Genomic DNA, 25,382 nt, shown 5'->3' on the forward strand with positions numbered 1-25,382 from the left:
TACTGCCAATTGAATTTTAGGGATTGTCTTTTGACTGCTACAACACGTTTAAATAAATACATTAGTGAAACAGGTTTTTGTTCAAGAAGAGAAGCTGACAAGCTTATTGACGCTGGACGTATTAAGGTTAATGGTAATCTGCCTGAAATGGGTGTGAAAGTATCTGACGCGGATACAATCCTGATTGATGGCAAGCCACTTAAAGCAAAGCCTAAACGTGTTTACATTGCTTATAATAAACCAGTTGGCGTGACCTGTACGACTGAGAAAAAAATAAAAAGTAATATTGTCAGTGCGATAGATTACCCCGAGCGTATATTCCCAATTGGTCGACTCGATAGGCCTTCAGAGGGGTTAATATTTCTCACTAATGAAGGTGACATCGTTAATAAAATTCTTCGTGCCGGTAATAACCACGAAAAAGAATATGTGGTTACAGTTGATAGAAGCATCAATAAGCGTTTTGTTGAAAGAATGGCTGGTGGCCTGCCAATTTTAGATACGGTAACAAAAAAGTGCTTCGTTAAGCAGACCGGCGATAAGACTTTTACCATTATCCTCACTCAGGGTTTAAACAGACAGATCCGTCGAATGTGCGAATACCTTGGCTATGAGGTAACAGCCCTGAAACGCGTGCGTATTATGAATGTCAATTTGAATGGATTAAGACCTGGGCAATGGCGTCATTTAACTGAGCAGGAAATGGCTGAAATAAACAAAGCCATTGAAGGATCAGCAAAAACCGAAGATGGCTCAGTGGATAGCAATAAAAAAGTCAGAAAGCCATCAGATAAAAAAGCTGTGACACGTTATACCGATGCAAAGCCCAAAAGAGATGAGCAGCAGCTTAAGAAGCATTCAAGAAAGCCTACAGAAAGAAAAAAAGGTACCTTGTCTTTGAATAGGAAATCAAAATAGTTTCAGTTAACTAGAACTGAATTATTTATGCATGCAAGTACTAAAGTAATTGCATGCATAAAAATGGCCGATTAAGGCCATTTTTTATTTTTGTTTAATCGAAAAAAACAAACAGTAAATCACTGGTAAAACAATCAGAGTGAGGATTGTGGCGAATCCTAATCCAAACATGATAGTCACAGCCATTGATTTGAAAAACACATCAAATAATAATGGGATCATGCCTAAGATTGTCGTGATAGCAGCCATCGAAACAGGTCTTACACGACTCACACCTGAATCAAATACTGCTTGATAAGGTGATTTACCTTCACTTAACTCCAGGTTTATCTGGTCGACTAATACAATCCCATTCTTTATAAGCATGCCTGATAGACTTAATAAGCCTAATAGAGCCATAAAGCTAAATGGTGCTTGAAACACGACTAACCCGGCAGTAACACCAATAATGGCTAAAGGGACGGTTGACCATATCACAAGCGGCTGTCTTACAGAATTAAACAAGCAAACAGTAATGATAAACATGACTAAGTAACCCAAGGGTAATGAGCCAAAAATTGCTTTCTGCGCTTTACTTGAGGCCTCAAATTCACCCCCCCAATCTAAGTGATAGCCTTTAGGGAGTGGTATGGCTTCAATATCACTTCTCACACGTGCAAATAGTTTAGCTGGCGTTTCGTCGCCTATGACATCATGATCAGCCATGACTGTGATAGTACGCTTTCTATCTTTACGCATGATCAGAGGATCTTCCCAAGTTACTTCAAAGTCATCAACAACCGTTGTTATTGGTACAAAGACATTGAGGATAGGGCTATATATTTGTAAATCTGATAAGTTATTTACCTGATTACGTTCATCAACTGGTGAGCGCGCAATAATTGGTAGTAGCTCTGTGCCTTCTCGGTATAAACCGACCGTTTTACCTGTTACAGAGGTAAGCAGTAAGTCGTCAATATCAGTCTTACTAATACCCAGTCTTCTGGCTTTTTGTTCATTAAATTGAGGGCGGATCACCTTAGTTCGCTGACGCCAATTATCACGAATGTTAAATGCCCCTTGATCTTGCTGTAGAATTTGTTTTGCCTGCTCTGCAAGCTGTCTAAGTACAACCGGATCTCCACCTGAGAAACGAGCTTCAATTTTTGCACTCGTAGATGGACCAATTTCCATACGCTTCACTTTGATTTTGCCATCAATTGGCATATTCATTTCAAACGTTCTTAACTTTTCAATCATAACCGCAACGGAGTCACGGTCCTTCACTCTGACAATAAGTTGTCCATAGGCGTTGTATTGCTTTTCTGGCTCATAGGTAAGCATAAACCTAGGTGCCCCTTGACCAACTGTTGTTGTAACATCCTCAACGAGTTCGTCATTTAACAAGAAAGCCTCTATCTTAGCTATGTTTTCTGCGGTACTGCGAATATCAGCACCTTGATAATGCCAATAGTCCACATAGAACATTGGTGTATTTGAAGCTGGGAAGAACGACTGTTTTACTTGGCCAAAGCCGATAACAGAAGAAACGAGTAGTGCAACCATGAGTAAAATGGTTGAAACTCGGTATTTAAGCGCGGTACTTAACAGGGCTTTATAAACAGTAAAAATAACACCTTGATATGGGTCTGATGTTTTTTCATCGCTATTTTTCGTTTCTTTGAACATAAGGTCTGCGAAAAATGGCGTTAATGTAATAGCAGTAACCCAACTCAACATCAATGAAATGAGTAATACCCAGAATAAAGAGCCTGCAAACTCACCACTGGCATCGCTACTTAAACCAATAGGTGCAAATGCTGTGATACCTATGATAGTCGCACCAAGTAGCGGCCATTTAGTTTGAGCAACAATATTTACAGCGGCTTGAACTTTAGTTTGTCCGCGCTTTAGATTGATTAAGATACCTTCAGTGACGACTATGGCATTATCAACCAGCATCCCTAGTGCAATGATCAGTGCACCTAAAGAAATTCTTTGTAAATCTATGGCGTACAATTTCATAAATATAAATGTACCAAGTACCGTAAGAAGGAGTACACCACCGATTAGAATGCCACTTTTTACGCCCATAAATACTAGTAACACCACAATCACAATCGCGACGGCTTCAACTAAACTAACAATAAAACCGTTAACTGACTTTTCAACTTCGCTTGGTTGATTATATATAGACGAAATTTCCATACCATGTGGACGCTGATATTCTAGGTCAGCAAGATGTTTATCGATTGCTTTACCAACATCAACAACATTCACGCCTGAATTAAATGAAATGCCTAATAACAGTGCCTGCTGCTCATTGTATTTAGTTAAATGGGTAGGGATTTCTGCAAACTCTCTTTTGACTGTCGCGACGTCTCTTAAATAGATAAGCTCATTGGCACCAGGGCTTGAAATTAATAAGCTTTCTAACTCAGACACATCATGGAACTCACCAGTTGGGTGAAAACGGATTGACTCGTCGCCAACACGTATTTTACCCGCATTAGAAACATGGTTTTGAGATTGTAACAGTGAAAAAATTTGTGCTGGCGGAATGCCTAGTTGTGATAATTTTTGTGTCGATATTTCAACAATAACCTGTGATTGCTGAGTACCAGAGACGGTGACTTTACTGACCCCGTCAACAAGTACGAGTTCACGCTTTAAGTAATCAACATAATCTTTTAATTCACTGTAAGAGTAGCCATCACCTGTTATCGCATATAACACACCATACACGTCGGCAAAGTCATCAATTATATTTGGTGTAGAAACGCCTTTAGGAAAGCGTCCTGACAGATCGTTTACTTTTCTTCTTAGCTCATCCCAGATCTGTTGTAAATGCTGCTTTCTATAAGTACTTTTCATTTCAACAGTTATCTGTGACTTTCCAGCAGAAGAAATTGAAGAAATAGTATCGACATAAGGCAATTGCTGAATGGCATTTTCTATGACAAAAGTGACTTCTTCTTCTACTTGTTCTGGAGACGCACCTGGGTAATAGGTGATGACCATGGCTTTTTTGATTGTAAACTCTGGGTCCTCGAGCTGCCCTAAGTCTAAGTAAGAGGCTGCACCTGCTATTAAAAGCAATAGCGCGAACATCCAACTGATGACTTTGTTATCAATTGACCATTTAGCTAGGCTCATTATTATAAACCTCGCTCTTTAACCCAAGGTTTTACCTTTAGGCCTTCAGACAGGTGATATACGCCAGCCGATACAACTTGTTCGCCAACGTTAAGGCCTTCAAGTACATCAATTTGGTCTTGATAGATATTGCCAACCGAGACTTGACGCTTAGACAAACTCAGTGTTTCTGGATTAAAAACCCAAACATAGGCGTTATTTTCTAACTGCTCTGTATCAGAAGAGAAAACCGCAGAGGCAGGGATGGTGATTGCATTGCTGTGATGTTCGGTGATTTTTGAAAGGTCTATCGAAACCTGACCAGTCATCCCCTCAAATAAATTAAAGTCTTTAGGAATGGGTAGCGAGAAAACCACCTTATAGCTTAGAGTGGCAGGATCAGCCTGTGTGTCCCACTCTTTGATTGATAGGTCATACGCTTTGTCTGGATAACCATCAAAGGTTACAGAAGGATGATAATCTAAATCCTTTTTAACTCTGGCAACTAAACGTTCAGGTACGTAAATGACCACATCCATCATATCTCTGCTTTCTAGACGCAGAATATTTTGCTTGGCAACGATATTTTCGAAGTTCTTAACAAAGACTTTAGCAACCGTTCCTGAGAAAGGCGCGCGAAGCTCGCTATTTTCTAAATTTGTTTTAGCGATTTTAAATGCTGACTCTGAGACTTGCTTGTTAGCCAGTGCCTGATCAAACTCTGCTTTGGTTGCAATAGAGCGTTTAAATAATGAATCCACACGTTTGAGTTGAGCACTAGCAAGTTCGAATTGTGCTTTACGTTGTTCATACTGTAATTGAAAATCTTCTGGATCTAATTTAGCGAGTAGGTCGTTTTTATTAATAGTTTGCCCAGCGCGAACAGGGAACTCTATGAGTTCTCCACTGACACGAAAAGCTAGGTAAGAGCCTTGGTTAGCCACGACTTCGGCTGGGAAGCTGCGAATATTGTGCGCTGTAGGATCTTTCACTTCGAATAGTTTTACTGGTCGTATGACCTCTATCTGTTCAGACTTTTCATTTTCTTGACTGCAGCCTAGTGTCAAAACTGTAAGCAGTGCGATAACACTTAACCTCAACATGGTTCACTCCATTTAGTTAGCTCTGAAAATTTTCGGTAAGGATAAGAAAAAACCTGATAAAATTAAAATTATTAAAAATTGTAAAGTTGATAAGTTTAATTTATGAAGTTGGCAGATCTCGAAATACTCGATGCAGTTGCAAATTCTAGAAGCTTACAAGAGGTTGCATCAAGAATGCACAAGACCCAGCCGGCCATTTCTCAGTCAATTAAAAGACTAGAACAAAACCTTGGGTTTAGCATTGTCGATAGGGAGGCATATCGATTAAAACTCACAGAGCAAGGTAGGCATTTTTATTTAGAAGCAACCAAGTTGCTGGCTATTCGTGATGATTTGAAAATACTGGCGAATGAATTTGCAGAGGGCAGTGAAGCTAAGTTTAGTATTTGTTATGAACCCATCTCATATCAAAACATATATAATGAGGCCATTGGAGATATTTTTAAAACGTATAAATCTACCGAGTTTTCAATTACCAGTGGTCCGCGTTTTGAAGCACTGCAACAAGTGAACAGTGGTAGAGCTGAGTTAGGCATAGGCCCTTGGTTTGATCTGTTTCACGCAACAGGTGAGCTTGAAACGATGAAAGTAGGGGAGATAGAGCTCGGAATAGTTGCAAAAAAAGGTTTGTTACCTTCATCTTTGCAATACGAAGCCTTAGAGTCTTATCCATGTATTGCTATGTTTGAAAGTGCGTTTGCTTTTGACAGTGAGCGTTTGGCTTACACGCTAAACACGAACCGTATGAAAGTCGACGACCTGACCTCCATGAAGTCTTTTTTGTTGTCAGGCTTAGGGTTTGCTCTAACCAGTCTCGCGCATTGTAAAAATGAAATTGATAACGGTGAATTAGAGCGAATAAGGATTGTAGACAGACAAGACAGTTTCACAGCTAACATCCATGTGTTTAGAAAGCATACGAGACACCATGGGCCTGTAGCTAGAGCGATTTGGTCTAGATTTAAACAGTTAGGTGAAAAATATGATGGATGATTTTGAATTACGGGTGCATACAATTATTGGTGCAATCCCATGTGGTCATGTTGCAACGTACGGACAAATCGCCAAACTGGCGGGACAAGCCAATTACTCTAGGAAAGTGGGCCGCATTTTAAAAACGCTACCAAAAGATTCTAAGTTACCTTGGTATCGAGTGATAAACTCACAAGGAAAAATTTCATTTCCGGTGGATAGCAGCAAGTTTTTTGAACAGAAAGAAAGGCTTGAAAATGAGGGTGTGGTTTTTCTAAATAATAAAGTGAGCTTAAAAGAATTTAAGTGGCTTGATTAAAATAAACTCTAAAACAACTCGAAAGCCCTTTATTTACGGTATTTAATGCGATTTTTCATAAAAATCTGTAGTAAATAGTTGCACTAAGCCGAAAAATACATAAACATAGGTTTTGCTTAGGCAAAATTACAATAAATAGGAATTAAATAATGAATAAAGCTCAACTAGTTGAAAAGATGGCAGCTGATGCTGAAATTTCTAAAGCCGCTGCAGCAAGAGCGCTTGAATCATTCACTGGTGCTGTTACAACTTCTCTTAAAGAAGGTAATTCAGTAGCACTGGTTGGTTTTGGTACTTTCTCAGTAAAAGAGCGTGCAGCTCGTACTGGCCGTAACCCACAGACTGGCGCTGAGATCCAAATCGCAGCTGCAAATATTCCTAGCTTCAAAGCAGGTAAAGGTCTTAAAGATCAAGTAAATCAGTAATATTTACTTATATTGAATTGACTAAAAAGGGGCCTCAGCCCCTTTTTTTATTGTTAATTTAGGCTCTTAAAGCCTTATCACCGCGGCCGATCCCCACCGCACCAGAACGTACTAACTCTATAATATCGCTCTCATGTCTTAGCATATCTAAAAACGATTCAATTTTTTCAGAGCTACTAAGCAGTTGCAGTGTATAGCTTTGCTTACCCATGTCGATAATGGCGCCTTGATACACATCAGCAATACGCGTAACAGCGGCACGCATGGTTTCGTCTCTGGCATACACTTTAACAAGTAACAGTTCTCTTTCAATATGCTGAACTTCTGTTAAATCCTGTACTTTTAGCACATCTACCAGTTTATTCACTTGTTTGGTTATTTGCTCGACGACTCTATCGTCACCATGGGTGGTGATTGTAATACGCGACAAGGTTTGGTCGTCAGTCGTTCCAACCGTTAAGCTGTCAATGTTATAGGCGCGCTGTGAGAATAAGCCAACAATTCTTGATAATGCGCCAGGCTCATTTTCTAAAAGGATACTTAAGATTCTACGCATTATGCTTTTACTCCTTTTTTCAACCACATATCGTCAACTGCACCCAGCTTTATTTGCATAGGATAAACATGTTCTTTTTCGTCTACACGAATATCTAAAAATACTAATCTATCTTTGATAGAGAACGCTTTTTCAAGTGCTTCATCAAGTTGATCAGGTCTATCGACTTTAATGCCGATGTGGCCATAACTTTCTGCCAGGGCAACAAAATCAGGTAAAGACTCCATGTATGAACTGGAATGGCGACCACCATATTGCATATCCTGCCATTGTCTTACCATGCCTAATGAGCGGTTATTCAACGAAATAATTTTCACTGCTAAGCCATATTGCAAACATGTTGATAGCTCTTGTATATTCATTTGAATAGAGCCATCACCGGTTACACACAGAACCTCGTTTTCTGGGAAAGCCATTTTAACCCCCATCGCAGCGGGCAAGCCAAAGCCCATGGTGCCAAGGCCACCTGAGTTAATCCATTGGCGTGGGTTTTTAAACGGGTAGTACTGGGCAGCAAACATCTGATGCTGGCCAACATCAGAGCATACGTAGGCATCGCCATTAGTGATCTCGTATACTTTTTCGATGACAGTTTGCGGTTTTAAAACTTCAGGGTTGGTTTCATAAGCAAGACACTTTTGTGCTCTCCATTTTGTAATTTCTTCCCACCAAACCTCTTGTGCAGCTCGGTCAATGCGCTCTGAGCTGGCGTTAATTGCACTTAACAATTGCTCGAATACAGTCGCAAGGCATCCTACTACTGGAATATGTGCTTTGATGGTTTTAGAAATAGAAGTAGGGTCTACGTCGACATGAACAATGGTTGCATTTGGACAGAATTTTTTAACATTATTTGTGACACGATCATCAAATCGTGCACCTAGCGCTAAAATCACATCTGCATTGGCCATCGCTTTGTTCGCCTCAACACTGCCATGCATACCAAGCATGCCGATAAAGTTAGGGTGTGTGCCACTAATGCCTCCTAATCCCATGAGGGTATTTGTGATTGGGGCATTCAAGGTTTCTACCAGCTCTTTCAATTTATCTGATGTATCAGATAAAACAACGCCACCGCCAGAATAGATAACTAAACGCTTTGCATTTAAGATAGCTTCAACGGCTTTCTTTATCTGTTTTCCGTGACCTTTAACACTAGGGTTATAAGTACGCATTTCTATTTGATTAGGCATCTTAAACTCGAACTTTAACTGCGGATTTAAAATGTCTTTTGGTAATTCAACGACCACTGGACCTGGGCGACCAGAATTAGCGAGATAAAAAGCTTTGGCCAGAACCGTAGGGATTTCTTCGGCACTTCGGCAGTTGAAGCTATGCTTAACGATTGGTCTTGAACAACCAACAATATCTGTTTCTTGGAAAGCGTCATCACCGATTAAATTTGAAGGCACTTGACCAGATAGTACGACCATTGGAATAGAATCCATGTACGCAGTAGCTATACCCGTAATACAGTTTGTTGCACCAGGGCCAGATGTGGCTAGCACAACCCCGACTTCACCAGTTGCTCTGGCGTAGCCATCAGCCATATGTGTTGCAGCTTGTTCGTGTCGAACTAAAACATGCTCAATGTCGCTTTGTTGAAATAATGCATCATATAAGTCCAGTACTGACCCACCAGGGTAACCAAATATATATTCTACTTCTAAAGCTTTTAAAGCTTTCACGACTAACTCTGAGCCGTTAAATTGCGTTTGTACCATCCTCATTCCTCGGTGCAATCGTAAAATTAAACAAAAAAAAACCCCGCAATTGCGGGGTTTCATCGTAAATCAAGTTAATACGTCCCCGCTGAGCTTATTAAAAAGACCAGTACGAGCACGACATTTACAAATAAATTAGAAATCATAACTTGAAATAAAAATACTATTAAAATTTAAACAAAAACATTAAAGGTTTTTTGTATGCATAAGTCAAGGCAGATTAAACTAAAGTTGCATAAATTTTTCGTTAAGTCGGTTTTGGAGTGAAGATGTGTTTGATATGGCCTATTTTTATATTCTGTATGGAATAAAGTATTTTTGTGAGCAAACGAATTGATTTTAAGACTCGTACAAAAAGTAATGGTAGTATTTTGTTTCCGATATGATTTGGTGATTTTATGAACTTTAAGTTAAGTACCTTGTTGAGTTTGTTTTTATTTTTTAGCTTACAGACTTACTCTATGCCTGATTTGTTAAGGTTAGATGAAGAAAGAATTATTTATTGGCAAGAGAAAAAGCTTGGTAGAACCTTAAGTGAATACGAGAAGCGTCAGTTAATTAGTGGGTATATTCAAAATAGTGGCAAACGAAAAGTCAGTGCACTTCAAGCTCCGCTAGCGGTCTCAAGAAAACAGTCAAAGCAAAGTGTAAATTATGCGCAGAGTAATGTCGTTGATACCTTGCGTAGTGTAAAAATTCTCACGATCTTAGTCGATTTCCCTGACTTAATGTCAAGTTCACCAGGTCTTGAGCCTGAAGACACAGATATGTTTTACAATAACTATTCTGCTGAACATTATTCTAACCTGCTGTTCTCAACAACGGGTTACACAGGACCTTCAGAGCAAACACTTAAAAGCGCAAGACAGTTTTATAGAGAAGTAACAGGCAATAACTTTGACTTAACTGGTCAAGTTTATGGCTGGATTACAGCAAAAAATAATGCGGCTTATTATGGAAAGAGAAATGGTGAAGAGCGAGACGTCAATGTCACTATTTTGATCAAAGAAGCTGTAGAATCACTTGTAGCGCAAGGAGTTGACCTTTCTGATTTCGACCTAACAGATTTAAATGATATCGACGGTGATGGCATCATTAACGAACCGGATGGTGTAATTGATCATATCTTAGTTTTCCATTCTAGTATTGGTGAAGAAGCTGGTGGGGGAGCTTTAGGTGAAAATGCTATTTGGTCGCACCGTTTCTTTGTGACAGAAAATAACCAGCCAGCTTCAATCCAAGGCTCAAGCATAAAAGCATATAACTATACAATCAATCCAATTGATGCTGGTATTGGTGTAGTAGTTCATGAGTTTGGTCACGATCTAGGGTTACCTGACGAGTATGACTTAAAGGATATAAATATAGGTGAGCCTGTTGCGAATTGGTCTGTAATGTCTAGTGGTAGCTGGATGGGGGAGTTAAGAGGCTCAGCCCCAGTTATGTTTAGCCCTAAGAATTTGAATTTTCTGCAAACTCGTTTTGGTGGAAATTGGACTAATCAAGTCAATATTGATCTTATTGATTTAAGCAATACAAACACATATAACTTAACTCACGCAGGCGTCCATAGCGATGCCATTAAGCAACTAAAAATTCAACTTCCTCCGAATTTAGAAGACTTCATTAAACCTAATTCTGGCTCATTACAATATTACTCTGGAGAAGGTAATAATTTAAATAATCAAATGTCGTTCTCAATAGAGTTACCAGAATCTAAAAGCGTGATTTTGAAAATGCTTAGTCAGTTTAGCATTGAGTCTGATTATGATGTTTTTCAAGTATTTGTTAATTCACAAGCCATTGCTGGTAATGCGACTAAAGCAACTCATCCAAACTATCCTAATGTTAAACATTATCTTGACGGCAACTCATTTGCTGGAGACAAAGCAAGTGGTGAGTTTGTCGAGCTTTCATATGATTTAACAACATTCAATAACCAAGAAGTGACTATTACTTTTGTGTATCAAAGTGATGAAGCTATTTCGTATTTTGGGATAGTGTTAGATGATATCAGAGTACTTGCAGATAACAGTGTCGTTTATATTGATGATGTAGACTCTAATGAGACTACAAAGTTAAACGGTTTTAGGAAAATAGGTCGTTATAAATCAGGCGCAGAACATGCTTATTATGTGCAGTTAAGAAGTCATCAGGGTGTAGACCAAGGACTCAAGTTAGCACAATATGCAGCAGGCTTAACTCTTTGGTACTCAAACGAAAATTACGATGATAATAATACTTCGGAGCATCAAGGTTTTGGAGATCTATTGGTTGTAGATACAGATCAAAGACCTATTTATCGTTCAAATAACACCACACTCGCTGAATCTTCAATTCAAGTAAGAGATGCAGCTTTGCGACTAAATGATCAGTCTGCTGGTTTAGGTGATAGTGATTTATCACCTATTACTGCTTTCGATGACAGCAATGATTATTCATTTGAAGTTCAACCAGAGTCTGGCGTTAACATTCCGCTATACGGCTTATCAATTTCACTTCTAGATTTATCTGCATCTTTTGATACTGCTGAAATTCAAGTTAGTTACGATATGAAGACCAGCCTGACGTACAAGGTAGATGATAAAAAGGTCAAATTCAGAGTTAATGGCTTTGTCTTAGAAGAAACTGACACATTCACTTGGACTTTTTCAGATGGACAACAAAGTACTGAATTAAACCCTGAAATTCAATTTGAACAATATCAAAATTATTCTGCGACCTTCACCCAAACAAAACAGGATGGGCAAACTCGTTCCGAAACTATCACACTTAACCTAACAAAACCGGTAGAAATATCTGCATTTAATGTAAGCCACGCAAATGGCGTTTTAACTGGAAGTGTGGAGGTAACCGCTGGGCTTGCGCCGTATGAGATAACTTGGGATTTAGGCGATGGAAACACGCTAGTTGGTGAAAAAATTACACATAAATACAGTAAGAACGGCACCTACGTCATTATTGTTTCAGTTAAGGATAGCAATGCGGATGTAGTTACTCAAAGTAAGCAGTTCACCATAACTGTGCCACTAGAAGTCACTACAAGTTTAAGTAGTAACCAATTATCTCTTAATGCAAGTGCTAATGTCTCAGGTGGAAGTGGTAATTATGATATATCTTGGGAATTTGGAGATGGCAATACCGGAACAGGTAGAAGCACAACTCATGCTTATACAGCGACCGGCACTTACTCTGTAACTGTGATAGTCACTGATCTAGATACGAATAAAGTCGAAACACTCAGCAAGACAATTAATATATCGCAGCAACAGCAAAGTGGTTCGAGTTCAAGCGGTAGTCTATTTTTCGTTTTATTTGCCAGCATTTTTATTATAAGAAGAATACAGTAAAGATAAAAAAAGAGCTGTCATTAAGACAGCTCTTTTATAAAATTATTAAATTTCAATTTTATAGACGATCAATGACAGCTTGTGTGAAGTCTGTTGTACCGTGGCTGCCGCCTAGGTCGCGTGTAGTTCTGTCACCAGTTTTGATTACATCAGCTACAGCGTTACGAATACGATCTGCTGTTTCACCCATTTCTAAGTATTCAAGCATTTGAATTGAAGCTAGGATAACTGAAGTTGGGTTAGCAAGGTTTTTACCAGCGATATCTGGCGCACTACCATGTACAGCTTCAAAGATTGCTGCATTTTCACCAATGTTTGCACCTGGTGCCATACCTAAACCACCAACTAGACCAGCACATAGGTCAGATAAGATATCACCAAATAAATTAGTTGTTACGATTACATCGAATTCTTCTGGTGTCATAACAAGCTTCATACATGTTGCATCAACAATCATTTCAGCAGATTCGATATCAGGGTAACGTTCACCTACTTCACGAGCAACTTTTAGGAATAACCCAGAAGTTGACTTAAGAATGTTTGCTTTATGAACAGCCGTTACTTTTTTACGACCTTCGCGTTGAGCAAGTTCATATGCAAAAGTTACAATTTTCTCTGCACCTTCACGAGTGATCTTAGACATTGCTTCTGCTTCGTTACCATCATCAGAAACAACTTGACCTAAGCCAGAGTACATACCTTGTGTATTCTCACGAACAGTAATGATATCGATGTCGTCATAACGTGCTTTGGTGCCAGCGAATGATTTAACTGGACGAACGTTAGCATATAAGCCAAATTGCTTACGTAAAGTTACATTGATAGAAGTAAAGCCTTCACCAACTGGAGTAGTTAACGGACCTTTTAATGTGATTTTATTTTTTTCGATTACTTCCAACGTTTCTTTTGGTAGAAGCTCACCCGTTTTTTCTAACGCAGTCAGACCTGCATCAACAAATTCGTAATCAAAATCACAGCCTGCAGCATTAAGGATCTCAATTGCTGAGTCGATAATGCTAGGACCGATACCATCGCCTTTAATCACAGTGATAGTTTGCTTTGCCATTATGGTTTCCTTTATCAATATTGTATTTCACACCAGGCCACTTGGGCACTAAATTCAAAGTGTAGTAAACAAAGAGGGAAGGTGTGTGTTCGCTTGAAAAATTAAGCGCGTTTTATAACAATTTATGCAGACTTATGCCAGTTAGGAATGAAAATTAGCCATAAAGACAATTTATATTTGCCATTGATAATATTTATAGAATAAATATTACTCAATAACACACTGAGGTGCTAATGATAATAGCTCAGTTTTAAATTCATTTATGTTCTGCCAATCAAATAGCTTGAGCACCTCATTTGTTGTTTGCTTTTGCCACTCAGTTTCAATATCTAATTCATAGAGTGTTGAAACAGCCAAATATTTAATAGCAATAAACTCTTTATCAACATCATTTAGTTGGCTTTTAGACTTTGTTTCTGTGTGTAATAAAGCGCGATGAGAAAAGGATTCTGAAAAATAGTGACGTACATATTCTTCAAGTGATGATTCTTGATACTCTTTAAGCCCAAATAGCTGTGCTATTGAAAAAGGTTTGCTGGCATATTCATTATCATTGAGTTGAATAAATCGCATAACTTTTTCAGGGTGTTGTTGAAGAAGAAAGTAAATAAATGCAGCAAAAGGACACAGATAAAACTCAAATTTTTCACTGTGTTTTTTACTTATCAAAAGTGTGATCACTTTATTAATATGCGCGTATTTGTTCGCAATATCTGTAGCAAAAGGGTGAGATATATTGGCAATCATTGTCTCTAATAATACCCTTTGGCAGAGTAGAGCGGCCGTATCTAACCCGACCATGGTCAAACTATGCCTTAAACTACCAGCCTTTTGACCTTGTCTATTATATTGCATTGCAGCAACACGTAGTGCTTGGTCAACATGTCCAAAACTAGAGACAACTTTTTCAAGATGTTTAAAATCGGGATACTTTGTATTGCCAAGTTTTGCGATGATTTCTAGGCAGTCTTTATCAGTATGATCACTTACCAATGTTTGTGGTAGCTGTTCATTGAACCAAATCTTATAAAGTAGAATTGGGTCAAGGGTCACTCTTGTCCTATAGTCGCCTATCAGTGGCTGTGATGTTTTTATAATGCGTCTTGCTTTGTTATCGATGATAAGTGCAAGATAACTGATTTTTTCTTTTCTTGATAAAACAACACATTGCTCACCTTTGTAGGTCACAGATAGACCTGCTGGATAATGGTTTAGTTGTTCTGCTAATTGACACAAAGTATTTTGTGCAAACTCATTATAGCAACTTAAATATAAAGACTTGATTGCTTGGTTAATGCTAAATGTTTTAATTCTTGCTCTGGGTGTAATAGCCTTGGCAATTCGCATTGAAATAGCCACAATGATGCTTGAGTTATCATACAGAGGAATAGCTTTTACGCCAGTTATCGCGCTCGCATACTTATCTAGTCGGGCTAACACTCTCTGTATTTGGCCTGTAGGAACGTTACCTTTGTTGAGCATTTTAACCGCAAGTGCATGACGATTTTTTACTAATCTCTCAGCTTGTTCTGTTAAGGCTTGACCCGCGGCTAGTTTGTTTGCCTCATTACTTGTACATATTTGATCTGCTATTGCTGCAATAACAAGCGATTCAGTCAATTCTTTTGTATAGCCAAGCGCATGGCACATAGCCGTGACTAAGATAGCTTGATTGACTATAAGGTTTGTTGTGTAGCCTTGCTCTTTGGCATAAAAATGTAAGTGCGCATGTAAAGCATTTGGTTGTTGGGAGTAACATTGTACAAACCGTTCTGCTAATTGCGTAATACTTGGGTAAATAACAGCCCATTTTTCTTTTTTATAATAAAGCCTAAGGACCTGATGGGAGTGTTCAAATAGCTTCTTAAATTGTAACGGAGAAACTTTCACGTGTGTATCAATCCTTGCTCACTTTTTTATACTCTAGCGTGGCATTATCACCCCAAACCAGCAATAACCCATTTTTAAATAATAAACCCGTACATTCATCTTGCGTCGTAATACCATCAGATTTTACTAACTGAGTTCGGTAATACACGATTTGGTAGACATCATTTTGCTGCTTTGAAACGTATGTAAGATCTGGGCTGCCAAGAGTTTCTAACACTTCTTCAACGGGCATAGCTTCATTTTCATCTAACTTTGAGATGAAACGGTTGTTAAAAGCCTCTCTGTCTTGCCAGATCATCGCTTGGGGATCATCTTTATAAAAATTAATTACCAACATTACAATACTGCCATAAACAGCAAGGCCTAAAACAATGTATTGCAGTACTTTTTTTATCATGACCAATCCAACAATGAGAACTTAATGAGTATACCAAATACTGCTAGACATAAAACTTTCTGCGCCAACTAACGCAATAATCTTAAACTTTGTAAATTAAATCCCAAATGTATATCAGTTCTCAGGGTTACAAGGTTTTTACTTAGAACAAAGTCTTCAATACCTTGCTCAATTTTCTTCTTTTCAGAAGGCTTTAGGCTATCAGCTTTTAATATATGCTCAAAATCGTGATATTCATTAAGCAACCGCTGGGCCGTTTTCAAACCAATCCCGGTTATTCCTGGAATATCATTGGTTTTATCGCCTGCCATCGCCCATAACTCTGTTAATTGTTCTTTTTTTACTAGAAACTTTTCTTGAACCTGTTGTGTTTCCAGCCAAGATTTCTTGAAATAGTCATAAACTTCAAGATTGTGTGTTAAATGTGGCAAAAATCCTTTATCAGTTGAGACAACAATAACATTAACATTGGCAAGTGAGGCTTTTGTCGCAAGTGTGGCGATTATATCATCAGCTTCATCTTGTTCAGGTCGATATATTGGCACACCTGAGTTTTCAAAAGCTTGCTCAATTAAATGCATATTCTCAGCTAAAATTGCTGGCATTGGCTTTCTTGTTGACTTGTATTGGGGGTAATAGTGGTAACGCCAACTTGCATCGCCGTCAAAAACAGCAAGCGCATGTGTAGCAGTCGTTAACTTCAATAGCTTTTTGGTAGCTGAAGAGACTCTTTGTGCGGTGTTGGTTACCGCAACTAGATTTTCAGTTTGAGATTCAATTGCAAAAATGCGCCGAACAAGGTTCAGCGCATCGATTAGTACTAATGTTTTACTCATTTATTTACTACATAACACGGCGTATATTTACTACCTGGTAATTTCATACGCCCTTGTTCTACAAATGCTTGTAATAGGGTGTCCATTTTTTCCATTAATGAGGTTTCACCATGAAGCTGATAAGGACCATGCTTTTTGATTTCTCTAATGCCTTCATCTTTAACATTACCTGCGACAATCCCTGAAAATGCTCTTCGTAAATCAGCAGCCAGAAGCTCTTTATTCTGATTTAAAGACAAGTTCAAATTCGCCATGTTTTCATGCGTTGGTTCAAATGGCATTTGGAACTGATGCTCAATTTTTAGTGTCCAGTTAAAGTAATAAGCATCGCCCTGAGATTTTCTATATTCTCTTACCTTAGGCATGGCTTGCTTGAGAGTGACAGCCACTTTTTGTGGATCGCCGACAATCACTTCAAATTTGCTTAAAGCTTCTTCACCCAATGTATCTTCAACAAATTGGCAAATTTCTTTGAAGTAATCAGCAGATGATTCTGGACCAGTTAAAATAACTGGCAGGCATTGTTTTTGGTTTTCAGGATGCAACAGTATACCTAATAAATATAGAAGTTCTTCGGCCGTACCAGCACCACCAGGGAAGATGATAATTCCGTGTGCTGTACGCACGAATGCCTCTAAGCGTTTTTCGATATCGGGTAAAATTACAAGCTCGTTGACGATGGGGTTAGGTGGCTCAGCGGCGATAATACTCGGTTCTGTTAAGCCTAAATAACGGTTGCTTGTAATACGTTGTTTTGCATGACCAATCGTTGCACCTTTCATAGGGCCTTTCATTGCACCTGGCCCACAACCGGTACAAATATTTAAGCCTCTTAAGCCTAATTCATATCCGACTTCTTTTGTGTATTTATACTCGATCTCGCTGATTGAATGACCGCCCCAGCAAACGATCATATTAGGATCTGTATTAACTGGTAATGCTGATGCATTTCTGAGCATATCAAATACCATATGTGTAATTTGATTCTCGTCTTCAGTTGGCTCGTGGCGTTGGTAAATAAACAACAAATCACGGATAACAGAAAATATATGCTCGTGAATACCTGTGATTATCTTCCCATCTACAAAGGCGGTTTCTGGTGGGTTACCTAACTCAATTTTTATGCCGCGCTCTCGGGCGATAAGTTTTACATCAAAATCCTGGTATTTGTCGTAGATTTCACTGCTAGAATCAGTATGACTACCTACGTTTAATACCGCTAATACACAGTTTCTAAAAAGTTTATATCTTTCTGTGCTTGAAGAGGCTTGTAGTAGGTCGACTTCAAGCTTTGAAAGTAAATTAAGTACGCCAGTTGGATTTAGTTGGACTTGCATAGGCATTCTCCTTGTTATTTACGAATGCAAAGGCGATCTCTACCACTGTTTTTTGCTTCGTAAAGTGCATCATCAGCTCTATCAAAAGCTGCCAAAGGTGTGTCACCTTTTTTAAATTGCGTCGCTCCTAAAGACACAGTTATTTGTACTTGCTTATCTTTAAACTTAAATGGAATTGCTTTAATGGTATTCCTAATTTTCTCTAGTGGTGCCTTAGCATGTGTTAAAGGCATACCAGGCATTAATAAAACAAATTCTTCGCCACCATATCGAGCAATAAAGTCAGATTTACGTATCGCTTTCTTTAATGCTCTTGCAATCACTTGCAATGTTTTGTCGCCAGCACTGTGACCATATTGATCATTGATTGATTTAAAGAAATCAACATCAATCACCACTAATGTCGTTTCACTGTCATGCTGTTCAAACATATGAAATTCTTGATTGAATCTATCATCAAAAGCCGCTCTGTTCGGCAGTTTAGTTAAACCATCAAGTAAACTCTTAAATTGTTGTTCAGAAAGACGTTTCTTATATTTATTAACTTTAGTCTCTAAAATTGCAATACGTGAATTAATTTGCTCAAAACTGGTTAAAAGTGCTTCTTTGTCTTCTTGTTCTAATTGCTCTCTTTTAACCAAGTCTTTTCTCAAAAGCTTTAATTCGCCGTCAACGAGTTCTTTTAACTCAGCGATTGATGTGGCTTTTTGAGTTTGCTCGTTTAAAAGCTTAATTTTAGTTTCAATTTGTTTATTAAGCCCAGATAGCTCTGCACTCATGTGCTTAGTTGAATTAGTTGTACTTAAAATTGAAGCGTGTAATTCTTCTAGTGTTTGGTTTAATGAAACCAAGAATCCTTGTGCTGACTGTCTTTCACGGGCAATGCTATTAGCGATAATTCTGATTATTGCTATTGCACAATCAAGTAATGAATCAACATCGGCTGTTTGTGACAAGGTCGTTTTAATATCAGTGACTTCTTTTGCGACATCTTCTTCAAAAGTAATTTCATTTGTTAGTGTAAGAAGTTCACTGGCAAGTTCTGGTTTAGCAATGTTTGTTTTGTCAGTACTTGAATTGCTTTTTGCGTTTAAAACTTTCTGATAAATAACGATTAACTTTTCAAAAACCGGTAAAAATTCATAACTAACATTCACTTCTTTTAATTCACTATCTAGCAAATGACGTAGCTGTCTTCGTGTATCGTCTGGAATGCCTTTAAGCTTTTGTAGTTGTCTCCCAGCTTCAGAAATACTTGTAGACAACTTTTGATGGTTTTCAGCGTTTACAGATTCTTGATTCTTTAAAGTTTGAGTAATGGTATTAATAAGAGGGGCTAAGTCGTCAAAGCTGACCCCTTTACTGAGCGCTTGCCTGAATTTAGCCAACAAGTTGTCAAGCGCAACATCCTGGCCTTTGCAACTTACCGCAAGTCTTGCAGCAAAATTACTGAATGTGGATATTTGATCTTTATGCGCGTTTTCAAGCTCTGTTCGAGCTTTTACAGCTTGTTGAAGTTTTTTTTCTATCAGCGCATCTTTATTAGTCACAAATTCTGCCATCTTTAAATTTATTAACGCTTTAAGTTTACAACAATTATCTAATATTTGAAGGCAAATTGTTTGTTACATATCATAACAAGCGAATGGTTTCGCAATTTAACTCTTTTTTTCTATTTTACACTCAGAGTTTGCTAGCCTTGTGTATTGCCTTTTTTTGACAAGTAGTAAGTATGAATAAAATTACACTCTCTCTTCTGGCTGCTTTTGCAGCTCTTCCTGCATTTGCAGATGTGGAATACAAATTATCAATTGATGAACCAGCTCATCATCTAGGTGATGTTAAAGTTACTTTTCCCAAAACAGCTCAAGCTCATTTAGATGTGCATCTTCCAGATTGGCGTACGGGTCGTTATGAAATTTTAGACCTTGCTAATGGTATTCGTTTTTTTGATGCAAAAAGTGAAAACGGCGAAGATCTTCAATGGAAAAAGATTGATAAAAACACGTGGCGCGTACATTTAAATGAGCCAACTGAAGTCAATATTTCTTACCAAGTCTATGCGAATCAATTGGGCATGCGTTCTCGTCATATTGATGATAGCCACGCATTTATTGATGCATCAGGCTTTTTTATGTTCAGTGATTCATTTAGACAAGAGCCAGTAACTGTAGACCTAGATGTACCAAAAGGGTGGCGTTCAGTCTCTGGGATGGATTTCGCTGATGACAAGCATAGTTTTAAAGCGGATAACTACGATATTTTATTAGATTCTCCCATCGAAACTGGTATTAATGACTTATATAAGTTTGAAGTGGATGGTCGTAAGTACGAATTAGTTATCTGGGGCGAGGGTAATTATGATGTTGACTTAATGCTTTCTGATATTAAAAAGCTCGTTAAAACAGGCAGTTTGATTTGGCATGATTATCCGTATGAGCGTTATGTATTTATGGTGCATGCGACCAGCGGTGCACGTGGTGCGACTGAGCATTTAAATTCAACCATAATCCAAAGGCATAGAGATTCGTTTGCTAAGCGTGATGATTATATTGGTTTCATTGCAACGGCTGCGCACGAATTTATCCATACGTGGAATGTAAAAAACTACCGTCCAGCAGGCTTAGTGCCATACGATTACATTGCCCCCAATTATTCGGATTTGTTGTGGTTGTCTGAAGGTTCAACCAGTTATTTAGAAAACTACTTACTGTTAAGCGCTGGCATAACAAGCAATGAAGAGTTTTATAAAGATCTGAATAAAACAATTTCACGTCATTTAAAAACGCCGGGTAGAGAAGTGCAGTCAGCTGCTGAAACCAGTTTTGATAAGTGGATCAACGCAGGTGGCGACCATGGCCGTAACTTCAGTACCAATATTTACTCAGAAGGGTCATTAGTGTCACTAGCACTTGATATTGACTTACTAGATAAGAGTGAAGGTAAAGTAAGTTACAGAGATGTGCATTCAGAACTATATAAACAGTTCAAATTACCTAAAAGCTTTAATAGCCAAGATGTTCAAAATATTTTAAAGCAAATTTCTGGTCGTGATTATTCAACATGGTGGAAAGAGAATGTTGAATCACCGCTAAGTATTGACTTCGATGTGTTGCTTGAAACTGTTGGCTTAGAATATACACGCCCAGACAATAGCAAAGCCGTTGCTGATTTGGATGTGATGGCAAAATCTAATGGCGAGCTACTTATTTTAAATCATGTAGCGAGAGAAAGCTCTGCATGGCAAGGTGGTTTAACAGCCGGAGATAAGTTAGTTGCTTTAGATGGACGTCAAGTACGTAAGTCATTAAAAGAGACGCTGGCTTTGTTTGAGCCAGAGCAAGAAGTTACTGTAAGCTTTATTAGACGTCATCAACTTATGACAACAAAAGTAAAGCTTACCTCTGACTTTGATAAACCTAAAAAGGTTAAAGCAGTTAAAGCACCAACTGAACGTCAAGCTAAATTGTATAAAGCATGGACGGGTGTAGAGCATCCAAATGCGATTTAATTTTTACTTTTTAAAGTAATAAAAAAGCCCAAGTAATTTATAATCACTTGGGCTTTATATTTTTCGATGAACAAATTAACCAGAGATCAGGTTAATTACTTATGACGCTGTTCAAGTGTATCAATCACATCTTTTAAGTTTAACTCGCTACGTTGCAATAAAACTGTCAGGTGATAAAGCAAGTCAGCTGACTCATTAAGCAATTCTTCTTTGTCATTTTTCATGGCGGCTAGTGCGACTTCTACACCTTCTTCGCCCACTTTTTGACAACTACGGCTCAAGTCTTTTGCAAACAATGACGCTGTATAACTTGATGCTGGATCTGCATCTTTACGTTCAACAATCACATTCTCAAGCTGAGCTAAAAAAGCTAAGTCAGGTTTTGCATCACCAAAGCAACTTGTTGTACCTAAGTGACAGGTTGGGCCTTTAGGGTTGGCAAGCACTAATATAGAGTCGAAGTCACAGTCAGTGTGAGCAGACACTAGCTCTAAATAGTTTTCTGAACTTTCGCCTTTGGTCCACAAGCGTTGTTTAGAACGAGAATAAAAGGTTACTAGACCTTTTTCAAAGGTCATTTCAATGGCCGCTTGATCCATAAAGCCCTGCATTAGAATCTGTCCGGTTGATGCATCTTGGATGATCGCAGGCAGCATATCGGACTTTTTAAAATCAAGTTTTGATAAGTTTTCTTTGGTTAGTTGCATAATCTCGCTGCGACCCCATTGTTTGTTAGGTATTTTTTAAGTTCGTTTATGTCGATGACGTTTTTGTGGAATACGCTTGCTGCGAGAGCACCGTCAACTTGGCTTTGCTCAAATACATCAACAAAGTCTTGCATGGTACCAGCACCGCCTGATGCGATAAGCGGCACGTCACAAATCGCTCTTATTTCAGATAGTTGTTTATTGTCGTAGCCTTTACGTACACCGTCTTGGTTCATGCAGTTTAATACAATTTCACCAGCACCTAAGTCTTGCACGCGTTTAACCCATTCTTGTGTTTTGTAACGCGTTCTTGAAGAAGCATTTGGATCGCCAGTAAGCTGATAAACAAGGTATTGATCTGTTTCTGCGTCATAAAAACTGTCGATACCGACGACAACACATTGTTTACCAAATTCATCGTGTAATTCTTTAATGAGTTCAGGCCGGTGTATTGCAGGGCTGTTGATACTGATTTTATCAGCACCACTTTCAAGTACTTTAGCGGCATCTGCAACAGACTTAATGCCACCAGCAACACAAAACGGAATATCGATGTGACGGGCGATTTGTTCCACCCAAGTGACATCAAGTAAACGTTTTTCAACGCTGGCAGAAATTTCATAGAATACCAGCTCGTCAGCACCGGCTTTACTGTAAAGCTTGGCGAGTTCTAGAATGTCTCCGACAACTTCGTGGCCTTTAAACTTAACGCCTTTTACTACTTGACCATTTTTAACATCAAGGCAAGGAATTATGCGTTTAGATAACATGCAAGTGCCTCCTCAACTGTAAAAGCACCATCAAGGAGTGATTTACCTAATATGACACCGCCGACACCAATTTCAGCGAGGCGTTTAATGTCATCTAATGAACTCACTCCACCAGAGGCTTGTACTTTAATGCTGTTATTGTGTGCGACGATTTCTTCATACAAGGCAAAAGAGGGGCCTGTCATGGTGCCGTCTTTACTGATGTCCGTGCATAAAAAGTCAACTACCCCTAACTCCACATAAAAGTCGAGTAGGGTGAATAGGTCTTTGTCGGCATCACTTAGCCAACCGTGTGTAGCAGGCGCCCAACCAGATTCGGTTTTGTTCACATCCAGTGCAATCACAAATTTCTCAGGGCCAAACTCTTTTATCCACTGTGCAACTTGAGCTTGTTGATCTACTGCCATTGAACCAATAACAACTTGAGCCGCGCCGGCTTCAATCCATTGCTTTACATCTTCATAGCTGCGCACGCCGCCACCGACCTGGTAAGGGACGTTTAATGCTTTTGTTGCTGCTTGAATTTGTTGCCATTGCTTCTTTTGTGGATCACGAGCGCCTTCTAAATCGACTAAATGTAATTTTTCTGCGCCTGAGCTCTGATAAGCTAGCAGACGAGCTCCTAATTCAAATGGATAGAACTGGGCTGTGTCGTATTTACCTTGGTAGAGGCGAACAATTTGATTTTGTAGTACATCTAAAGCTGGAATTATCATGTTAACCTCTGCCTATACATTCCAATTTAAAAAGTTTGTTAAAAGCTTTGCGCCGACTTGTGCACTTTTTTCAGGGTGAAATTGCATACCTGCGTAGTTGTCTTTACAAACGATGGCAGAAAAGGTTTGACCATATTCGCCAGATGCTAAGGTGAAGTCATTCACATTGTGTGCAAAGCTATGCACAAAGTAGACTTGATCTTGTGCAGTGAGTCCCTGCGTAAGCGCGTGAGGTTTTTCAATTGCCAAATTATTCCAGCCCATGTGCGGTGCAGTTAAATTGCCTACTTCGAGCTCAGTGACAGCACCCGGAATTTTGTTCAAGCAGTCAACGTCACCTTCAGAGGTTTTCTCACACAAAAGCTGCATACCTAAACATATGCCCATTAATGGCTTTTGGTATTCATCTATGGCTTGTTGCCAACCATTATCAAGCAAACGTTTCATGGCAACAGATGCATGACCAACACCTGGAAGTATTGCTCTGTCAAATTGTGCTAGTTGTTCAGGGGCTGTAATAATTTCAGGATTAGCGCCTAATCGGTCAAATGCAAAACGCACAGAGTTAATATTGGCACAGCCGGTGTTTATAATGGCTATCATAAACACCCCTTAGAGCTTGCCGTTAATTGGCTCGCATCTTTTTGGATTGCCACACGTAATGCTCTTGAGAAAGCTTTAAATAACCCTTCTACTTGGTGGTGACAATTACCCTCTGATACGGACAAGATCAAACTCACAGCAGCATTATCAGAGAAAGACTTAAAGAAGTGCTCGACCATTTGTACATCTAAGTCCCCAACTTTTTCGCGGGAGAAATCGGCATTAAGTACAAATGAGGCGCGACCTGATAAATCAATCTGACATTCTGCTTTACATTCATCCATCGGCAGAGCAAAGCCATAACGGTTAATTTGCGTTTTTGTACCAAGGGCTTGTTTTACAACTTGGCCAAGCGCGATACCGATATCTTCAACTAAGTGGTGCTCGTCTATGTGTAAGTCGCCAGAGGCTTTAATATTTAGATAGATATTGGCGTGAGTTCTAATTTGATCCAACATGTGATCAAAGAAACCTAACCCTGTTGAGATTTCTCCGCTTACGCCTCGGTCAAGATTAACTGCAACATCAATTTGTGTTTCTTTGGTGTTGCGAGTCACAGACGCTTCACGATTCTGAGTGGTTAATTGAGTAACAATTTGTGGCCAATCACCTTCATAAAGAATACCTTGAATACATAAGTTATCAGCAAGGCCTAAATCAGTTTGACGGTCACCAATGACAAAAGACTTAGCAAGGTCGACTTTTCCTGAGCGCATTAATTCCGTAAGTAATCCCGTTTTAGGTTTTCGACAATTACAGTTATCTTCATCGAAGTGCGGGCAGATCAAAACGTCATCGAACTTGATCCCTTGTGATGAAAAAATTTCCATCATCTTGTCTTGTGCAATATCGAAGTCAGCGGTTGGGAAGCTATCAGTGCCTAAGCCATCTTGGTTAGATACCATGACTAAACGGTAACCTGCGGCTTGAAGTTGTAAAAGCGCAGGAATAACATTTGGCAGTAGTACCAGCTTTTCAAGGCTGTCTACTTGTTTATCCGTGATTGGTTCATCAATTAATGTGCCGTCTCGGTCGATAAATAGATATGGTTGACTCATTTTTATTCCT

The 25,382-nt window shown here is 38.9% G+C and carries 21 protein-coding genes; 6 read left to right on the forward strand and 15 right to left on the reverse strand.

Annotated elements, in window-relative coordinates:
- The first annotated feature begins 30 nt into the window (after positions 1-30).
- Complete coding sequence (gene rluF, locus ACH784_RS19290; RefSeq protein WP_404396774.1) at positions 31-918, forward strand: 23S rRNA pseudouridine(2604) synthase RluF; 888 nt, start codon at positions 31-33, stop codon at positions 916-918.
- Positions 919-1,002: 84 nt separating this feature from the next.
- On the opposite strand, the gene ACH784_RS19295 is transcribed toward rluF, so the two are convergent.
- Positions 1,003-4,053 (reverse strand): efflux RND transporter permease subunit, encoded by a 3,051-nt coding sequence (locus ACH784_RS19295; RefSeq protein ID WP_404396776.1) that lies wholly within the window; start codon positions 4,051-4,053, stop codon positions 1,003-1,005.
- Between the two features lie 2 nt (positions 4,054-4,055).
- Positions 4,056-5,135 (reverse strand): efflux RND transporter periplasmic adaptor subunit, encoded by a 1,080-nt coding sequence (locus ACH784_RS19300; RefSeq protein WP_404396778.1) that lies wholly within the window; start codon positions 5,133-5,135, stop codon positions 4,056-4,058.
- A gap of 102 nt (positions 5,136-5,237) precedes the next feature.
- On the opposite strand from ACH784_RS19300, the gene ACH784_RS19305 reads away from it, so the two are divergent.
- The 3 genes from ACH784_RS19305 to ACH784_RS19315 all read left to right on the forward strand — a co-directional run bounded on the left by ACH784_RS19305 (position 5,238) and on the right by ACH784_RS19315 (position 6,851).
- Positions 5,238-6,128, forward strand: a complete 891-nt coding sequence (locus ACH784_RS19305; protein WP_404396780.1) for a LysR family transcriptional regulator — start codon at positions 5,238-5,240, stop codon at positions 6,126-6,128.
- Positions 6,118-6,426 carry an MGMT family protein gene (locus ACH784_RS19310; RefSeq protein ID WP_404396782.1) on the forward strand — a complete coding sequence of 103 codons (309 nt, stop codon included), beginning with the start codon at positions 6,118-6,120 and terminating at the stop codon, positions 6,424-6,426. Before ACH784_RS19305 ends, ACH784_RS19310 begins: the two co-directional genes overlap by 11 nt.
- A gap of 149 nt (positions 6,427-6,575) precedes the next feature.
- Positions 6,576-6,851, forward strand: a complete 276-nt coding sequence (locus ACH784_RS19315; RefSeq protein ID WP_138479433.1) for an HU family DNA-binding protein — start codon at positions 6,576-6,578, stop codon at positions 6,849-6,851.
- Positions 6,852-6,909: 58 nt separating this feature from the next.
- Here ACH784_RS19315 and ilvN read toward each other — a convergent pair whose 3' ends face one another.
- Positions 6,910-7,407 (reverse strand): acetolactate synthase small subunit, encoded by a 498-nt coding sequence (ilvN, locus tag ACH784_RS19320; RefSeq protein WP_138479431.1) that lies wholly within the window; start codon positions 7,405-7,407, stop codon positions 6,910-6,912.
- Positions 7,407-9,131, reverse strand: coding sequence for an acetolactate synthase 3 large subunit (locus ACH784_RS19325; RefSeq protein ID WP_404396785.1), 1,725 nt, complete (start codon positions 9,129-9,131; stop codon positions 7,407-7,409). Before ACH784_RS19325 ends, ilvN begins: the two co-directional genes overlap by 1 nt.
- Before the next feature lie 398 nt (positions 9,132-9,529).
- Here ACH784_RS19325 and ACH784_RS19330 point away from each other — a divergent pair, with 398 nt between their 5' ends.
- Entirely contained in the window at positions 9,530-12,481 is a 2,952-nt protein-coding gene (locus ACH784_RS19330; RefSeq protein WP_404396788.1) for an immune inhibitor A domain-containing protein, read from the forward strand.
- A 58-nt stretch (positions 12,482-12,539) separates the two neighbouring features.
- Here the strand turns inward: ACH784_RS19330 and ACH784_RS19335 are convergent, their stop codons facing one another.
- The 6 genes from ACH784_RS19335 to ACH784_RS19360 all read right to left on the reverse strand — a co-directional run bounded on the left by ACH784_RS19335 (position 12,540) and on the right by ACH784_RS19360 (position 19,557).
- Positions 12,540-13,547 (reverse strand): isocitrate dehydrogenase, encoded by a 1,008-nt coding sequence (locus ACH784_RS19335; protein WP_404396790.1) that lies wholly within the window; start codon positions 13,545-13,547, stop codon positions 12,540-12,542.
- A 207-nt stretch (positions 13,548-13,754) separates the two neighbouring features.
- On the reverse strand, positions 13,755-15,437 hold the full coding sequence (locus tag ACH784_RS19340; RefSeq protein ID WP_404396793.1) for a hypothetical protein: 1,683 nt from the start codon (positions 15,435-15,437) through the stop codon (positions 13,755-13,757).
- 7 nt (positions 15,438-15,444) lie between these two features.
- The gene (locus ACH784_RS19345; RefSeq protein WP_404396796.1) at positions 15,445-15,834 is read right to left on the reverse strand and encodes a DUF3192 domain-containing protein; all 390 of its coding nucleotides are present in this window, start codon (positions 15,832-15,834) and stop codon (positions 15,445-15,447) included.
- A gap of 68 nt (positions 15,835-15,902) precedes the next feature.
- Positions 15,903-16,670, reverse strand: a complete 768-nt coding sequence (gene xni, locus ACH784_RS19350; protein ID WP_404396799.1) for a flap endonuclease Xni — start codon at positions 16,668-16,670, stop codon at positions 15,903-15,905.
- Positions 16,667-18,007 (reverse strand): nucleotide 5'-monophosphate nucleosidase PpnN, encoded by a 1,341-nt coding sequence (gene ppnN / locus ACH784_RS19355; RefSeq protein WP_404396802.1) that lies wholly within the window; start codon positions 18,005-18,007, stop codon positions 16,667-16,669. The genes xni and ppnN overlap by 4 nt, the downstream gene beginning before the upstream one ends.
- Before the next feature lie 14 nt (positions 18,008-18,021).
- The gene (locus ACH784_RS19360; protein WP_404396805.1) at positions 18,022-19,557 is read right to left on the reverse strand and encodes a GGDEF domain-containing protein; all 1,536 of its coding nucleotides are present in this window, start codon (positions 19,555-19,557) and stop codon (positions 18,022-18,024) included.
- 182 nt (positions 19,558-19,739) lie between these two features.
- On the opposite strand from ACH784_RS19360, the gene ACH784_RS19365 reads away from it, so the two are divergent.
- Positions 19,740-21,518, forward strand: a complete 1,779-nt coding sequence (locus tag ACH784_RS19365) for a M61 family metallopeptidase (protein ID WP_404396808.1) — start codon at positions 19,740-19,742, stop codon at positions 21,516-21,518.
- A 95-nt stretch (positions 21,519-21,613) separates the two neighbouring features.
- Here ACH784_RS19365 and hisIE read toward each other — a convergent pair whose 3' ends face one another.
- The 5 genes from hisIE to hisB are packed head-to-tail and all read right to left on the reverse strand — an operon-like array spanning position 21,614 to position 25,372.
- On the reverse strand, positions 21,614-22,225 hold the full coding sequence (gene hisIE / locus ACH784_RS19370) for a bifunctional phosphoribosyl-AMP cyclohydrolase/phosphoribosyl-ATP diphosphatase HisIE (RefSeq protein WP_404396810.1): 612 nt from the start codon (positions 22,223-22,225) through the stop codon (positions 21,614-21,616).
- The gene (hisF, locus tag ACH784_RS19375) at positions 22,216-22,995 is read right to left on the reverse strand and encodes an imidazole glycerol phosphate synthase subunit HisF (RefSeq protein WP_404396813.1); all 780 of its coding nucleotides are present in this window, start codon (positions 22,993-22,995) and stop codon (positions 22,216-22,218) included. The genes hisIE and hisF overlap by 10 nt, the downstream gene beginning before the upstream one ends.
- Positions 22,977-23,711: a 1-(5-phosphoribosyl)-5-[(5-phosphoribosylamino)methylideneamino] imidazole-4-carboxamide isomerase gene (locus ACH784_RS19380; protein WP_404396816.1), complete on the reverse strand. Its 735-nt coding sequence runs from the start codon at positions 23,709-23,711 to the stop codon at positions 22,977-22,979. Before ACH784_RS19380 ends, hisF begins: the two co-directional genes overlap by 19 nt.
- Before the next feature lie 12 nt (positions 23,712-23,723).
- Positions 23,724-24,314 (reverse strand): imidazole glycerol phosphate synthase subunit HisH, encoded by a 591-nt coding sequence (gene hisH, locus ACH784_RS19385; RefSeq protein WP_404396818.1) that lies wholly within the window; start codon positions 24,312-24,314, stop codon positions 23,724-23,726.
- A complete protein-coding gene (gene hisB / locus ACH784_RS19390; RefSeq protein ID WP_404396821.1) occupies positions 24,311-25,372 on the reverse strand; it encodes a bifunctional histidinol-phosphatase/imidazoleglycerol-phosphate dehydratase HisB in 1,062 nt (353 codons plus the stop codon). Before hisB ends, hisH begins: the two co-directional genes overlap by 4 nt.
- Positions 25,373-25,382: the final 10 nt, after the last annotated feature.

The sequence above is a fragment of the Pseudoalteromonas phenolica genome, assembly GCF_044788725.1.
Classification (GTDB): Bacteria; Pseudomonadota; Gammaproteobacteria; order Enterobacterales; family Alteromonadaceae; genus Pseudoalteromonas; species Pseudoalteromonas phenolica_C.

Excerpts from the sequence above, each read along its gene's own strand:
- ACH784_RS19315 (WP_138479433.1), top strand. The coding sequence starts at position 6,576 with ATGAATAAAGCTCAACTAGTTGAAAAGATGGCAGCTGATGCTGAAATT.
- hisF (WP_404396813.1), bottom strand. The coding sequence starts at position 22,995 with ATGTTATCTAAACGCATAATTCCTTGCCTTGATGTTAAAAATGGTCAA.
- ACH784_RS19380 (WP_404396816.1), bottom strand. The coding sequence starts at position 23,711 with ATGATAATTCCAGCTTTAGATGTACTACAAAATCAAATTGTTCGCCTC.
- ACH784_RS19295 (WP_404396776.1), bottom strand. The coding sequence starts at position 4,053 with ATGAGCCTAGCTAAATGGTCAATTGATAACAAAGTCATCAGTTGGATG.
- hisH (WP_404396818.1), bottom strand. The coding sequence starts at position 24,314 with ATGATAGCCATTATAAACACCGGCTGTGCCAATATTAACTCTGTGCGT.
- hisIE (WP_404396810.1), bottom strand. The coding sequence starts at position 22,225 with ATGCAACTAACCAAAGAAAACTTATCAAAACTTGATTTTAAAAAGTCC.
- xni (WP_404396799.1), bottom strand. The coding sequence starts at position 16,670 with ATGAGTAAAACATTAGTACTAATCGATGCGCTGAACCTTGTTCGGCGC.
- ACH784_RS19335 (WP_404396790.1), bottom strand. The coding sequence starts at position 13,547 with ATGGCAAAGCAAACTATCACTGTGATTAAAGGCGATGGTATCGGTCCT.
- ACH784_RS19365 (WP_404396808.1), top strand. The coding sequence starts at position 19,740 with ATGAATAAAATTACACTCTCTCTTCTGGCTGCTTTTGCAGCTCTTCCT.
- hisB (WP_404396821.1), bottom strand. The coding sequence starts at position 25,372 with ATGAGTCAACCATATCTATTTATCGACCGAGACGGCACATTAATTGAT.
- ppnN (WP_404396802.1), bottom strand. The coding sequence starts at position 18,007 with ATGCAAGTCCAACTAAATCCAACTGGCGTACTTAATTTACTTTCAAAG.
- ilvN (WP_138479431.1), bottom strand. The coding sequence starts at position 7,407 with ATGCGTAGAATCTTAAGTATCCTTTTAGAAAATGAGCCTGGCGCATTA.
- ACH784_RS19345 (WP_404396796.1), bottom strand. The coding sequence starts at position 15,834 with ATGATAAAAAAAGTACTGCAATACATTGTTTTAGGCCTTGCTGTTTAT.
- ACH784_RS19310 (WP_404396782.1), top strand. The coding sequence starts at position 6,118 with ATGATGGATGATTTTGAATTACGGGTGCATACAATTATTGGTGCAATC.
- ACH784_RS19325 (WP_404396785.1), bottom strand. The coding sequence starts at position 9,131 with ATGGTACAAACGCAATTTAACGGCTCAGAGTTAGTCGTGAAAGCTTTA.
- ACH784_RS19305 (WP_404396780.1), top strand. The coding sequence starts at position 5,238 with ATGAAGTTGGCAGATCTCGAAATACTCGATGCAGTTGCAAATTCTAGA.
- ACH784_RS19330 (WP_404396788.1), top strand. The coding sequence starts at position 9,530 with ATGAACTTTAAGTTAAGTACCTTGTTGAGTTTGTTTTTATTTTTTAGC.
- ACH784_RS19300 (WP_404396778.1), bottom strand. The coding sequence starts at position 5,135 with ATGTTGAGGTTAAGTGTTATCGCACTGCTTACAGTTTTGACACTAGGC.